This is a genomic window from Meiothermus sp. CFH 77666, assembly GCF_017497985.1.
Classification (GTDB): domain Bacteria; phylum Deinococcota; class Deinococci; order Deinococcales; family Thermaceae; genus Meiothermus.
In genome coordinates, this window is sequence record NZ_JAGDFV010000001.1 from 249,232 (window position 1) to 263,217 (window position 13,986).

The window sequence follows — 13,986 nt, forward strand, 5'->3', positions numbered from 1 at the left end:
CAGCTTCGCAGAGCGGAAATGTACGGTCACGAATCAAGAAACCCCGGCCATTACCGGGGTTGGGTGGTGCGCGGAGGGGGACTTGAACCCCCACACCTTGCGGCACAAGATCCTAAGTCTTGCGTGTCTACCAATTCCACCATCCGCGCAAGGGTTGGGATTAGAGGGCAGGGGTTCGGTTTTGTTTCCTTCTGTACCCTAACCCCTCGACCTCTACTCCCTGATTTGGGGTGAGCGATGGGACTTGAACCCACGACCCCCGGTTCCACAGACCGGTGCTCTAACCGACTGAGCTACGCTCACCGCGCCGCAACAGCAAAAGGTATTGTAGGCTTCGCATTCTCAAGCGTCAAGGAGGGCAAACATGCGGCAGTTGCAAGTGGGAATTTGGCTGTCGGCGTTGACGCTGCTCCATACACGTCCTATACTCTGCGCCAAGGTGTCAAACAATCGTTCGTTTGAAGAAGACAGGTTGCAAAAGGTCACTCGCCGTGATGAAATTCTGGACGCAGCAGGCCAGCTCTTTAGCCGCCAGGGTTTTCATGCAACCTCCATGCGCGACCTGGCCCGTGCAGTTAATCTGCAAGGCGGCAGCCTCTACGCCCACATCGAGTCGAAGGAAGAGGTACTGTTCGAGCTGGTGAACCGGGCAGCTGATCAGTTTATGGGCAATGCGGAGGCGATTCCAGATCATCTCACGCCTAAAGAACAGCTCGAGCGCCTTATAAAGGGACACCTGGAAGTGATTGTGCGCGAGTTGGACAACGCTACGGTCTTTTTTCATGAGTGGAAGTTCCTCAACCCCGACCTACAAAGCAAAATCACAGCCCGCCGCGACGCCTATGAAGGTCACTTTCGCAGGATTATCGAGGCCGGGGTCAAATCGGGTCAGTTTCAGGTAGAAGATGTGCGGTTAGCAAGCTTGTTTGTATTGTCTGCCCTGAACTGGACGTATCACTGGTACCGGCCCGGCGGCAAGCTGACCCTCGAGTCGCTATCGCAGCATTATTGTGATCTGGTTTTCAGAACCCTGGGCGCCAGGTAGAGCACGTCGTCGGGTAGCTCCACCTGGCACCGGCCCGGTTAAGTTGCGTTTGTATAAGGTTTAGAGTCGAATCCAGGCTGCGCTAGAAAATCATGCTCCGGCGCAATAACCAAAATAATTTTCGACCATCCCGGTAGCCAAAACATAAGGAGGTCCTTAGCCAGTTGCGCTTGAGCCAGACCAGAAACATAGAGAACCAACTGGTCAGTGCTCTTTCCCCCGATCCGAAATATCCTCCAGGGCAAACTCCAGGGCCATTTCCCAGGCCGACTGCTCTAGTTGCAAAACCTGCCCCACGACCCGATCCACTTCCTCGGGCGAAAGCTCGGAGGAAGCCTCGAGGGCCAGGCTGCCAAAGTCGTGAATCAGGGCCTGGGCTTCGGGGGCCATCCAGTGTTGGGTAATCTCATCGGCCAGACCGCTCAAACCCTCCATCTCCTCATCATCTGGCAGGAGCGAACTCCAGGCATCGAAAAAAACCCTGTGTCTGGCCCAGTTCGCCACAATACCTATGGCATAAGGAGCTTGCTCAAGACCTTGCAAAAAATCCAGGTAACGCTGTCGAACCGGGTGAGCAGGCAGTCGGGACAGCTCGAGGCTGGCCAGCCAGTCCAGCTCCTCAACCGTGAACAACAAGGCGTTAATCATGATTAGGCGGTGCCGCTGTGGCGCTCTGCGCAATAAGGAAGTTTGCAGCCCAAGCATGGCTTGGTACAGATACATCTCTTGCACCAACCAGCGCTCGAGGGCACGGCATGAAACCTTTCCCTGGCGCCACAAGCACAGGAAGGGTTGCTCGGTCGGAGCGGCCCAGCCCCTGAAGCCTCGCAGGTCAATCACACCTTCAGGGTGAGGCTAAAAAGGCCGAGTGGTTGTGTGTAGGGCTAAGATTGGGGATCCGAGCCCTGTTTGACCGGGCAAATTTGGAGCTGCATTACAGTCTAACGCCGCAATCCAGCGTTACGCCCAAGGAGCACTACCCATCGTTGTGGAGCGCGTTCTCAAGAGCCTCAGCGAAAGCGTGGGGCTGGTCAATCCAGGGGTAATGGCCTGCCCCTTCGATAAGCTCCAGTCGTCCTCCTACGAGATCGGTGATGGTCTGGGCCTCCGGATAACTGGTAGCGTCCAGCGAGCCCAGGAGAACTGTGGTAGGCGTGTGAACCTCGAGCAGGAAAGGGGTGTAGTCCAAACGCCACAGTCCGTTCAGCACGAACATACGCCCAGGCGTATCATCTCCCACTATGGTTAGACCCTCTGCCACCCATTCATATTCCATGCGGCTGTGCGAACTGGGAAACATAAGCCGGTCAAATGCCGCCTTGGGCTCTACCTGGGCAAACGCTTCCTGGAGCAGCCGGGTGCCATCCTCAGGCAGTTCAACCTCGACATCCTGGTCTGCCATACCCCGTAACCCCAGGGAAGCCCGGTAAAGTTGAGCAGCAAGCCAGGGGAAGTTGATCCAGGGGTTAATCAGCAACAACCGCTCGGTAGACCCTGGAAAGCGGCGGGCATAGTCCAGGGCCAGCAACCCCCCAAAACCATGGCCTAGTAAAGTCCAGGTATCCAGGCCCAGATGCTCGCGCAGGTGCGCAAGGTCGCTCACCAGGGCATCTATGGTAAAAAGGCGCGGTTCTTGCAGCAGGGCAGGACTGCGACCTCCTCCCCGCTGATCGAGGTAGAGCACCCGAAAGCCTTCCAGATACTCTTCAAGCCCTTCTCGAAGGGCATAACTGCTGCCCCCGGGCCCCCCGTGCAGCACCACAAGGGCCGGGGCATCCAGGGGGCCGGTGTCCTCGAGGTAAACCTCGACGCCATCATCCACTGCAATCAAGTCAATTTCTTCGCGCATAAGGTTCCAGGTTGGTCAGAGGCCGAAAGCAAAAGGCTCAAAGCGGGGCGCTAGCCGTGTTCGCGGCTCCCCTCCTCGAGCAGCTCAAAACTCCAGGAGCGAAAACCCTCCAACCCGGATGCTGCTTGCTCCATTTCAGGCGCATAAGCCCAGACCTCGAGCAGATAGAGTTCCTGTTCTGCTCGGTACAGCAGCCTGTATGGATGTGGGAACCTCCGGGCCAGACCCCGCAGGGCATCGAGGTTTTTGCCTTCTATAAAGAGTACCTTCATCTATATCTACTGTACCCTTTCATTGGTTTCAAGGCTCGCATACCAATATAGACACCCAGCGCCGAAAGCCGAAGGCTAAAGCCATAGGCTCTGGGAGGAGTATGCAGGTCGCTGATATGACCGGCCTGTATGGTGCATATTCGAATGAAGTTGTGGTTGTTAAAAAACACCTCCGACGCCTTCCCCTCTACAAACCGTTGAGGAAGCTCAGCCGACATTCACTCTCCACAGGCGTTCCAGAAAAAGCACCTCGCAGGCTTCCTCGAGGCTGGTCATGAGCGAGTAGGCTTGCAGGAGGGCTTTTTCCGGTATCTCCTCGGTGCTCTTGATAAAGGCCCCGTGGCCGCGCACTACGCAGGCCCGGTGGCTCTGCAAGGCCTGCGCCACCGCCTGAGCAGCCTCTTCCGTTCCCGAGGTAGTCTGGGGAGCCACCACGGGAATCTGGTCGAAGTAGTAGTGCCCCTCCAGATCAATGGGCACGATAAAATCCAGATGAAACGAAAGCGCTATTGCATGGCGTGGGTGCGCGTGTACTACCGCCGTGGCGTCGGTTTGCTGGTAGATGGCCCGATGAATCACTCGCTCTACCGAGGCGCCCTGGTCGCGCTCGAGGTCGGGCAGCAGGGGCAGCCAGAGGAGGTCGTCCGGGGTCAGGTGGGCTTTCTGAACGCCCGAGCGGGTAATCCAGAGCCCGTCCCGATCCCGCACCGAGAAGTTGCCCGAAGTAGCTGAGGCCAGCCCGGCGGCAAACAAATCGGCCCCGATCTGCTGGAAGGTGAGAAAGAGTTTTGCCTTCATGAGCTAACCTGTCGCCGTGCACGATTCCCAAATACCATTGGGCTGTAAGCCTCAGCCTACAGCCCACGGCAGTCATTTTGTTCTAGGCTTCGCGTCCAGGCTGCTCCGGACGTACACCCGGGCGGTGGGGCGCTCCCACAGGGGCCTGCTCGGCTTCGCGGCGGGCTTCCTCGAGGCGCTTGAGGGTTCTCTGGTCTATCACCTGGGTATTACGCACAAAGTCCGACCCCGTACCGGCGGGAATCAGCTTGCCCAGAATCACGTTTTCCTTGAGCCCGATTAGCTCGTCGAGTTTGCCCGCAATGGCGGCCTCGGTCAGCACGTGGGTGGTGTGCTGGAAGCTGGCAGCCGAGAGCCAGCTCTTGGTGGAGAGGGCGCTCTTGGTCACACCCATCAGCATGGGCTTCCAGCTTGCGGGGGTTTTGCCCTCGGCCATCAGGGCCTCGTTGGCCGATTCCACGTCCCACTTCTCAATCACCTGGCCCTCGAGGTAGCGGCTATCCCCGGAGTCGGTAATCTCCACGTACTTGAGCATCTGCCGCACAATTACCTCGATGTGCTTGTCGTGCAGCTTCACCCCCTGGGCCCGGTATACGCGCTGGATTTCGTCGGTCAGGTAGCGCTCTACCGCCTCAGGGCCTTTGGCTTCTAGCAGTTGGTGGGGGTCTATGGCGCCACGGGTCAGGGGTTGACCGGCCTCTACCGTCTCGCCTTCCTTCACGGTGATGCGGGCTTCCTTGGGCACTTTGTACTCCTTGGAGAAGCCCTCGCTGCTCACAAAGATGCTGGTCTTGTCTTCGTGCTCCTCGATGTGAACCGTGCCGTCAATCTCGGCAATCACTGCCTTGACCTTGGGGCGCCGGGCCTCGAAGAGCTCGATCACACGGGGCAGACCCTGGGTGATGTCGGTGCCGGTGGCCACCCCGCCGGTGTGGAAGGTGCGCATGGTGAGCTGGGTTCCGGGCTCCCCGATAGACTCGGCGGCCACCACGCCCACACTTTCGCCGATGGAGACCAGCTTGGCCGCCGAGAGGTCCCAGCCGTAGCAGTGCTGGCAGACCCCATAGCGGGTACGGCAGGTGAGGGGCGAGCGCACCGGCACTTCCTCAATCAGGCGTTCTTCAGCGGCCTTGACAATCAGGTTTACGTCTTCCAGGGTGAGCTGGTGCCCCTCCGCAAAGGTCTTGCCCTTGATTTCGAACTCGCGGGCCACCGTGCGACCATACAACCCGGATTCGATGTCGCTCTTTTTGCGCAGCCGCTTGTTGCGGAAGGCCTCGTCAAACTGCAACAGGGGCACCGAGATATAGTCGGGCGTGCCGCAGTCCTGCTCACGCACAATCACTTCGTGAGCCACATCGTGCAGCTTGCGGGTCAGGTAGCCCGAGTCGGCAGTGCGCAGCGCGGTGTCGGCGCCGCCCTTACGGGCCCCGTGGGTGGAGATGAAGTACTCCAGTACCGTGAGACCCTCACGGAACGAAGCTTTCACCGGCACCGGGTAGGTCTCGCCCGAAGGCTTGGCCATCAGGCCGCGCATCCCGGAGATCTGACGGATCTGCTGGGGGTTACCCCGCGCACCGGACTGGCTCATCACGTAGAGCGGGTTGAAGGGGTAGTTCTCCTCGAAGTTCTTGAACACCGCCCCAGTCACCTTTTCGGTAGTCTGGCTCCAGAGCTGCAAAATCTGCTGGAAGCGCTCCTCCTCGGTCATCAGGCCGAGTTCAAACGCCTGCTCGATCTGGGCCAGCTTAGCGTCGGCCTCCTGCAAGAATTGCTTTTTCTCGGCAGGAATCACCGCATCATCAATACCGATGGTGATGCCGGAGGTGGTGGAAAGTACGAAGCCGTAGTACTTGAGCGCATCCAGGAGCTTGGCGGTCTTCTCTACCCCGAGCATCAGGAAGCTCCTGTAAACCAGGTCTTTTAGGGAGTTCTTTTCCTGGGCGACCTCGAGGTTCACCAGCTCCTGGGCTTTTTCCGGATCCTCGATGGCCTCGCTCACAATGCGCAAGAAGAGCATCCGCCCCGGTGAGGTTTCCAGGAGTTTGTCGCCCAGCCGCACCGTCACCACGTCCTGGTGATCGACCACCCCACTCTGCACTGCCAGCAGCGCCTCGTCAATGCTGCTGAAGACGTACTTGAGGCGGCCCACACTGGTTTCTTTGCCGGCCACCTTGATTTTGGCGTTCAGGGCCACCTTACCCTGGTCATAGGCGTTGAGAGCTTCTTCAATGGTTTTGAACTCTGAGCCCTGACCCTTCTTCTCGCGGCGGAGCTGGGTGATGTAGTACAGGCCCAGGATGATGTCGCGGGCGGGCTTGGCTACGGGCTCACCGGAGGCCGGCGAGAGGATGTTGTGGGCCGAGAGCATCTGGATGCGGGCCTCGGCCTGGGCATAGCTCGAGAGCGGCACGTGCACGGCCATCTGGTCGCCGTCGAAGTCGGCGTTGAAGGCCTCACACACCAGCGGGTGAAGCTGAATGGACTGACCTTCGACCAGCACCGGCTGGAAGGCCTGGATACCCAGGCGGTGCAGGGTGGGGGCCCGGTTCAGGAGCACCACCTTGCCGTGGATCACCTCTTCCAGGGCGTCCCAGACCTCATCTTTGATGTCGCGGGAGCGTTCCAGCATCTTGCGGGCGCTCTTGACGTTGTTGGCAATGCCCTTCTCTTCCATCTTCTTGAGCAGGAAGGGCTTGAAGAGCTCCAGGGCCATGCGCTTGGGCAGACCGCACTGGTGCAGCTTAAGCTGCGGCCCCACCACAATCACGCTTCGGCCCGAGTAGTCCACGCGCTTGCCCAGCAGGTTCTGGCGGAAGCGGCCCTGCTTGCCTGAGAGGATGTCGGTCAGGGAGCGCAGGGCGCGGTCGGAACCGGGGTTGGTGACCGGGGTGCCACGCCGTCCGTTGTCCAGGAGGGCATCTACTGCTTCTTGCAGCATCCGCTTCTCGTTGCGGATGATCATCTCGGGGGCTCCTTGTGATAGGAGCTTGCGCAGGCGGTTGTTGCGGTTGATCAGGCGGCGGTAGAGGTCGTTCAGGTCGCTGGTTGCAAAGCGGCCACCGTCTACCTGTACCATCGGGCGCAGGTCGGGGGGCAGCACCGGCACCGCCTCCAGCACCATCCACTCGGGGCGGTTGCCGGAGTCGCGGAACGAACGTACCACTTCGAGGCGCTTGCGAGCTTTGGCCCTGCGGGCGCGGCTGGGGTGTTTCATCTCCTCGATCAGCTCGGCCTCGAGCACGCTCAGGTCAATATCCTTCAGGAGTTCCTGGATAGCCTGCGCGCCCATTTTGGCATCGATGTCGTAGGACTCAATCACCCGCACGGCCATGCGGATGAAGTCCACCTCCACCCGGCCATAAATCTCCGAGGTTACCTTGCCGCCATCGGCCAGGGCGTCTCCGGGGGAGACCCGGTCGCCGTTGGTCACGTCCACATCGTCCTCGAAGGGGTAAAGCTTGGCCTTCATCACCACGATGGAGGCCGGCTCGTGCAGGTGTACCACCCCATCGGCCTCGGCGTAGACTTCCTCCTCGGGCTCGATGGCGCCTACCAGCTTGTCGCCTTTGCGCACACGCATCCCCTCGGCGGCCAACACGTGCATGTGGGGCTGGAGGGGGTAGTCGGCCACCCGGGGGCGCTCCAGGGTGAAGCTGAGGTGAACCTCTTTCTTAGCCGTTTCGGCCTCGAGCTTTTCCACCTTGAGGCCCTTGGGCATCTTGAGCTGCCCCTTGCCCTGGGCCAGCACGTCGCCGTTGCCCACCAGCTCACCTTGGCCCACCTTGAGGTGCATCCCGGCGGGAATCAGGTAAATAGCGCTGGCCACGCTGGTGTCGGGGTCGAGAATCTTGACCAGGGCCCCATCGCCCACCTCTTCCACGTCCACCACACCGGAGTCTTCGCTGGTGATCTGGTAGGAGGCCTCGAGTTCGGCAATGGGCTCACCCGGCTTGTACGAGTCCTGTTCAATCCAGGCCGCTTTGGGTAGGGTCAGACTGGCCCGCTCCTTGTCGGCGTATTCAACCCGGATGCGGCGGGGGAAGCGGAAGAGCACCAGCCCGTCCATCTTGCTCACCACCCCCGGCGCCAGCTCCTGGCCTTTCTTGACCTCGTCCCCGTCTTTGACGAAGGTCTCCACCCCAGCAGGAATCGCATAGGTTTCCTGCTTGCCAAAGCGCAGCTCCCGGTACTCATCGTCGGTGAGGAGCTGGCGCTTCTGCACCGGCACTCCACCTAGCATGGCCCCTTTGGGGTCAATGGTGATGTACTTGGCAAAATAAAGAACCTGCTCGAGTTCCTGGGCGCTCAGGTCAAGCAAGGTGCCGATCTTGCTGGGTACGTCTTTTACGTACCAGATGTGGGCTACCGGGGTTGCGAGTTCCACGTGGCCCATCCGGTAGCGCCGCACAATGCTCTTAGTTACCTCCACGCCGCAACGCTCGCACACCTTGCCTTCAAAGCGCTGGCGCTTGTACTTGCCGCAGGCGCACTCATAGTCCTTCTGAGGCCCAAAGATGCGCTCATCAAACAGGCCGTCGCGCTCGGGTTTAAGCGTGCGGTAGTTGATGGTTTCGGGTTTCTCTACTTCACCATAGCTCCAGCTCCGGATTTTCTCCGGGGAGGCCAGGCCGATTCGTACCTTGCGAACTTCTCGTCTAATCATTTCTTCCCTCGCTGATGGCCGATAGCGGACGGCTTTTCGCTAAACCCTCTGGGCTAACGGCTATTCGCTTTCAGCTCTTAGCGCCTTGAAGCCAATCCTTCAAAAATGTCCAGGTGCTTGGCGTTTTCGTCGTAGGTCTCCACGTCCAGACCCAGCGATTGCAGCTCTTTTACCAGCACCCGGAAGCTTTCGGGTACGCTGGCCTCGGGTACATCTTCGCCCTTGACCACGGCTTCGTAGGCAGCATTGCGGCCCTCGATGTCGTCGGACTTGATGGTGAGAATCTCTTGCAGGGTGTGGGCCGCACCATAGGCTTCCAGCGCCCACACCTCCATCTCGCCAAAGCGCTGGCCCCCAAACTGCGCCTTACCGCCCAGGGGCTGCTGCGTGATGAGCGAGTAGGGGCCGGTCGAACGCGCGTGCATCTTATCCTCGACCATGTGGTAGAGCTTCATGATGTACATCACCCCCACCACAATGGGGCCTTCGATGGGCTCGCCGGTGCGTCCGTCGTAGAGCACGCTTTTGCCCTGTTGGGCCACTTCCCGCAGTTGCTCGGCAGGGTCTTTATCGCCATCCACCAGACCCAGCTTGGCAGCCCGGGCGAGTACCTCCCGCTCGCGGTTGTCTATCCCAAAACCGGCCTTGATGCGAGCCTGCCATTTCTTGTCGAAAGCTTTGCCCAGCATTTCCTTGATCTCGTCCTCGGAAATGCCGTCAAAGACCGGGGTGATGAACTTGAGGTCGAGCTCATAACCGGCCAGGCCCAGGTGGGTCTCCAGAATCTGACCGAGGTTCATACGGCTCGGTACGCCCAGAGGGTTGAGCACGATGTCTACCGGGGTGCCGTCGGGCATGTGCGGCATATCTTCGGGGGGCAGAATCTTGGAGACCACCCCCTTGTTGCCGTGGCGGTTGGCGAGCTTGTCGCCCACTTGCAGCTTGCGCTTCTGGGCCACATAGACCCGTACCACCTCACGCACACCGGGCTTGAGCTCCACCCCGGGGTCGCCCCGGCGCAAGCGCAGGGTACGCACCACTATGCCCCCTTCGCCGGGCGGCACCCGCAAGGAGGTATCCTTCACGTCGCGGGCCTTTTCGCCGAATATGCTGCGCAGCAATCGCTCTTCAGGGGTGGGCTCGGTCTCACCCTTGAAGCTGGTGCGGCCTACCAGGATGTCACCCGCCTTAACCTCAGCGCCAATCCGCACCACGCCGTCTTCGTCGAGGTCGCGCAGGGCAGCTTCCGAGAGGTTGGGGATGTCGCGGGTAACACGCTCGGGGCCGAGCTTGGTATCGCGGGCCTCGATCTCGTAGCGCTCGATATGAACCGAGGTGTAAAAATCGCGGCGCAAAAGGTCTTCTGAGATGACGATAGCGTCTTCGTAGTTGTAGCCATCGAAAGGCATAATGGCCAGCAGCACGTTTTGCCCCAGGGCCAGCCGTCCTTCGTCGGAGGCAGGGCCGTCGGCGAGCAGGTCGCCTTTCCTAACCCGCTGACCCTTGGAGACCCGGGGACGCTGGTCAAGTGCGGTTCCCTGGTTGGAGCGGGTAAAACGGCGCAGGTTGAACTCGTATAGCCCCTTGTCATCGCCGCGCACGGCAATCTTGGTGCCATCCACATACTCCACCACGCCATCCACACTGGAGTAGAGCGAGGTGAGGGAGTCGCGCACCACCCGCTCCTCCACGCCGGTCATGACCACCGGGCTCTGGGCCCGCAGCAGGGGCACCGCCTGGGCTTGCATGTTGGAGCCCATCAGGGCGCGGTTGGCGTCGTCGTGCTCGAGGAAGGGAATCAGGTTGGTGTTGACCGAGAAAATCTGCTTGGGCGAGACGTCCATGTACTCCACTTCTTCAGGACGCATCACGATGGGCTCGCCCTTCTTACGCACCACCACCTGCTGGGTGTCGAAATGCCCATCTGGCTTAAGTGGGGTGTTGGCCTGGGCAATGGCATAGCGGTCTTCCTCGGTGGCGGTCATGAAATCCACCTTGTCGGTCACCCGGCCGTTTTCCACCTTGCGGTAGGGGGTCAGAATAAAGCCTAGGTCGTTGATGCGGCCAAACGAAGCCAGCGAGGAGATCAGACCGATGTTGGCGCCTTCGGGCGTTTCGATGGGGCAGATGCGACCGTAGTGGGTGCGGTGCACGTCGCGCACGTCGAAACCCGCCCGTTCGCGGGTCAGACCGCCCGGCCCCAGCGCGGAAATGCGCCGCTTGTGGCGAAGCTCCGAGAGGGGGTTGGTCTGATCTTTGAACTGGCTGAGCTGGCTGCGTCCAAAGAACTCGCGGATGGCGGCTACCAGAGGACGGTTGTTGACCAGCTTTGCCGGGGTGGCGCTTTCGGGGGTGCCGAGCAACATGCGCTCGCGCACCCCACGCGCCAGCCGCGAAAGCCCCACTCGGAACTGGTCGGCCAGTAGCTCGCCTACAGTGCGGATCCGGCGGTTGCCCAGGTGGTCAATGTCGTCGTACTCGTAGCCAGGCTCGCCGCTTTGCAGGGCGAAGAGGTATTTGAGCACCGGCAGCAGGCCTTCATCTTTGAACTCGCCGTTCTCAAACTTGATGAGCATGCGGCCCGAAAGCTGAATGCCCAGTTTTTGCTGGGCCTTGTACTTGCCTGCTTCGCCCAGGTCGTAGCGGCGCGGGTCAGAGAGTAGCGAGTGCAGGTAGGTAATGGCTTTGTCCCGCTTGGGTGGGTCGCCGGGGCGCAGCTCAGTGAAGAGTTTGAGCAAGGCTTCGTCCACGCCCATCTCGAGGGCTTTGTTGCCACGGTACTGGGCATCCAGCAGGCCCGGAAGCAGGTCGGGATAGGCCGAGAGTTCCTTGCTGAGGCTTTCTGGGGTAAAGCCCAGCACACGCAGAAGTAGCGCCAGGGGGAACTTCTTTTTGTTGACCTTCATTACCACCACGCCGGACTGCTCGAACTCGAGGTCGATCCAGGGGCCGCGCTTGGGCAGGGGAATCACCGAAGCCACATATTTGCCGGGCCGGGTCTGGTCGGCGGTAAAGTACACCCCCGGCGAGCGGTGGATCTGGGAAACGATCACCCGATCCGCCCCGTTGACGATAAACGAGCCGTCTTCGGTCATGAGCGGGAGGTCGCCCAGGAATACCTCATCTTCTTTGAGCAAGCCGGTGTCCTTGTGCACCAGCAGTAGCTTGGCGTACAGGGGGGCCTGGTAGGTCAGGTCTTTCTCGCGGCACTCGTCCTGATCAAAGGGCGGCTCGCCCAGGCGGTACTCGAGGAAATCGAGCACCAGCCCCCGCCCCTTCTCACCTTCTTCGATGGGAAAGGTCTCTTTGAAAGCAGCTTGTAGACCAATGGCCTCGCGCTTAGCGGGAGGAACATTGGCCTGCAAGGCTTTGTTAAACGAGTCAACCTGGATTTCGGTGAGGGGAGGAAGGGGAATAACTTCTGTAATCTTGCCAAACCGCTCTATCTTCATCAAAACACCTCATAACCCGTGGGCTCTTCTCCGCACTTCGCGGGTACGGATACAGCTTGCTCTGGGCCTTGTGTGGGGTTTTCGTAAGCTAACAGGGTTCTTCCGCAGGCGAAAAGATTCCCTGCGGCGGCTGATTCTTACGCTTTTTGTGGAACACACCGGGGGTGCAGGCCACAAAACACGTCCGTTAGCATATCACATTTTTACACACAAATGCAATATGCACCCTGAAGCTTCAAGCTGCTGAGAGGGATTGTAGCACAGGATGAGATGTTTGAGGAGTGTTAGCGTATTAACAAAAACCTCCTCAGATGTCAAGGGAAAAACACCCGGGAGTTTTTCCCTTCTCAACCCCTAGTTCACTCTGCTACCCTGCCTTTTAGAAAGGAGGTGAAACCAGTGTTGCGGGAGCCTAGCATGGAGCAAGCAAAACAGAACGTTGGCGGCGCGATGCAGCCTCTCAGCCTGCCCTGGCTGGCTATGCAGCTCGAGGAACCCTCACCCTGGCTCAGGCCGCCCGTGGAGCAAGAGTAAGGATAGCTATCACAAGAAACCCATAACCAGGCCAAAAGGAGGCAGGAATGAAACTTCGGGAGTTGTCAGAGGGTGAGATGCAGGAAACCGTTGGCGGCTGCTGGATTACAGATGGGTCGAACCATCACTCCATCCTGGAGGTTTGTGCTGGCGGGGGCGGAGGCGGTTCGTACCCCAGAACTCGAGTTTATGATGTCCGGATTAACGATTATGGGTATCCAAAAGATGTAATCGATTCGTTACACCAAGGACAGCCTGTAGAACCCCGCTATAATGCACGTCGGGATGACCCGGAAATATTCATGATGATAGTAGAGGATCCACACGGATTCAGACCCGGCTCCTGGACTGCGCCTTCGGGAGGATGGGAGGGAATGCGGTAGTTGTTGCAGCCCGTGCAATTGCACGGGCTAGTTGCTTCATTTGTATGGACACAACTATTGCAGGGAGGATAGCTCAATTTGCGGAAGTGACATTTTGGTTATACTTGGCCATCGGATTATTCGTTTTCTGGGGGTATAGCTTCTTTCTCAAGGATAGCAAGCTACTGTTTCCCATATTCCGTCGTCCCACGCTGAGTGGTGCCTTACTGCTGATTTTTGTGTGGTTTCTGGACGGGTTGTCGTCCTTTATGGCTAAGAGACTTGTAGAGAACACCGTATCAGAAGGCGCACTTGCTACAGTAATCGCTAAACCCCTTGCTTGGCACGTATTACTCCACTCATCTGTTGAAGAACTTGCCAGAGGCGGTTTTTACCAGCTATTTGCATCGCTAACCCTTGTGGGTGTTTGGCTCAATTCCTTTCTTTTCGGTGTTGCACACCTGTCTGGAAGAACCGTTGAAATTGCCAATCATCCACTTATTCTGTTGTTTTTACCCCTGAGCAGCTTTGCTACTGGTTTATCTCTCTTGGCAGTTATTATGCGAATGGGGTTGGTGTGGGCAATACTGCTGCATTTTGCCGTCAACACAGTTCGGTTTGTGGTGATCACTGAAAATATCGTAGTGAACTATTTACTGTTCTTTGCAAGCGTACTTTGTTTGCTGTGGATTGGTAGCCTAAACCTTAGAAAAGCAATCTTTGATCAGAGGGTACAAGAAAAAGATTTAGACCCTTGATTACAAAGTCGTATAAATACCCGTACAAAGTGTCCATTGCAGCACGAACTATGCAGTACGCTCTTGCAAAAGCCGTAGCAGAAACCTTTTCGTTCCTCCCCTACCGTGTGGGAGAGGTTAGGTGGGGTTGCTGAGCAGCGACTTTGCGTAACCTGGTGGTTGGGGGCCTCACCCAATACCCTCCCCCACCCTCCCTACGTGGTAGGGAGGGGGCTCTATGTCAATCCCTCCCGGAAACCCGGAGGTGTAC

The 13,986-nt window shown here is 58.8% G+C and carries 8 protein-coding genes and 2 tRNA genes; 2 read left to right on the plus strand and 8 right to left on the minus strand.

Annotated elements, in window-relative coordinates; translation table 11 throughout:
* Window positions 1-64 precede the first annotated feature (64 nt).
* Window positions 65-149 (minus strand) — tRNA-Leu (locus tag J3L12_RS01150).
* Window positions 150-226: 77 nt separating this feature from the next.
* Window positions 227-303: transfer RNA gene (locus J3L12_RS01155), tRNA-His, on the minus strand.
* A 136-nt stretch (window positions 304-439) separates the two neighbouring features.
* On the opposite strand from J3L12_RS01155, the gene J3L12_RS01160 reads away from it, so the two are divergent.
* Window positions 440-1,045: a TetR/AcrR family transcriptional regulator gene (locus J3L12_RS01160; protein WP_347708814.1), complete on the plus strand. Its 606-nt coding sequence runs from the start codon at window positions 440-442 to the stop codon at window positions 1,043-1,045.
* A 204-nt stretch (window positions 1,046-1,249) separates the two neighbouring features.
* On the opposite strand, the gene J3L12_RS01165 is transcribed toward J3L12_RS01160, so the two are convergent.
* The 6 genes from J3L12_RS01165 to J3L12_RS01190 all read right to left on the minus strand — a co-directional run bounded on the left by J3L12_RS01165 (window position 1,250) and on the right by J3L12_RS01190 (window position 12,082).
* A complete protein-coding gene (locus J3L12_RS01165; protein ID WP_208013196.1) occupies window positions 1,250-1,885 on the minus strand; it encodes a hypothetical protein in 636 nt (211 codons plus the stop codon).
* A gap of 136 nt (window positions 1,886-2,021) precedes the next feature.
* Complete coding sequence (locus J3L12_RS01170) at window positions 2,022-2,894, minus strand: alpha/beta hydrolase (protein ID WP_208013197.1); 873 nt, start codon at window positions 2,892-2,894, stop codon at window positions 2,022-2,024.
* A 50-nt stretch (window positions 2,895-2,944) separates the two neighbouring features.
* A complete protein-coding gene (locus tag J3L12_RS01175; protein ID WP_208013198.1) occupies window positions 2,945-3,166 on the minus strand; it encodes a hypothetical protein in 222 nt (73 codons plus the stop codon).
* A gap of 207 nt (window positions 3,167-3,373) precedes the next feature.
* Entirely contained in the window at window positions 3,374-3,964 is a 591-nt protein-coding gene (locus tag J3L12_RS01180; RefSeq protein WP_208013199.1) for a class II aldolase/adducin family protein, read from the minus strand.
* Window positions 3,965-4,046: 82 nt separating this feature from the next.
* The gene (locus J3L12_RS01185; RefSeq protein ID WP_208013284.1) at window positions 4,047-8,627 is read right to left on the minus strand and encodes a DNA-directed RNA polymerase subunit beta'; all 4,581 of its coding nucleotides are present in this window, start codon (window positions 8,625-8,627) and stop codon (window positions 4,047-4,049) included.
* Between the two features lie 80 nt (window positions 8,628-8,707).
* The gene (locus J3L12_RS01190; RefSeq protein WP_208013200.1) at window positions 8,708-12,082 is read right to left on the minus strand and encodes a DNA-directed RNA polymerase subunit beta; all 3,375 of its coding nucleotides are present in this window, start codon (window positions 12,080-12,082) and stop codon (window positions 8,708-8,710) included.
* Between the two features lie 961 nt (window positions 12,083-13,043).
* Here J3L12_RS01190 and J3L12_RS01195 point away from each other — a divergent pair.
* Window positions 13,044-13,736 carry a hypothetical protein gene (locus J3L12_RS01195; protein WP_208013201.1) on the plus strand — a complete coding sequence of 231 codons (693 nt, stop codon included), beginning with the start codon at window positions 13,044-13,046 and terminating at the stop codon, window positions 13,734-13,736.
* The last annotated feature ends 250 nt before the right edge of the window (window positions 13,737-13,986 follow it).

Coding starts and splice junctions, on each gene's coding strand:
- J3L12_RS01170 (WP_208013197.1), bottom strand. CDS start 2,894: ATGCGCGAAGAAATTGACTTGATTGCAGTGGATGATGGCGTCGAGGTT.
- J3L12_RS01175 (WP_208013198.1), bottom strand. CDS start 3,166: ATGAAGGTACTCTTTATAGAAGGCAAAAACCTCGATGCCCTGCGGGGT.
- J3L12_RS01180 (WP_208013199.1), bottom strand. CDS start 3,964: ATGAAGGCAAAACTCTTTCTCACCTTCCAGCAGATCGGGGCCGATTTG.
- J3L12_RS01190 (WP_208013200.1), bottom strand. CDS start 12,082: ATGAAGATAGAGCGGTTTGGCAAGATTACAGAAGTTATTCCCCTTCCT.
- J3L12_RS01195 (WP_208013201.1), top strand. CDS start 13,044: ATGGACACAACTATTGCAGGGAGGATAGCTCAATTTGCGGAAGTGACA.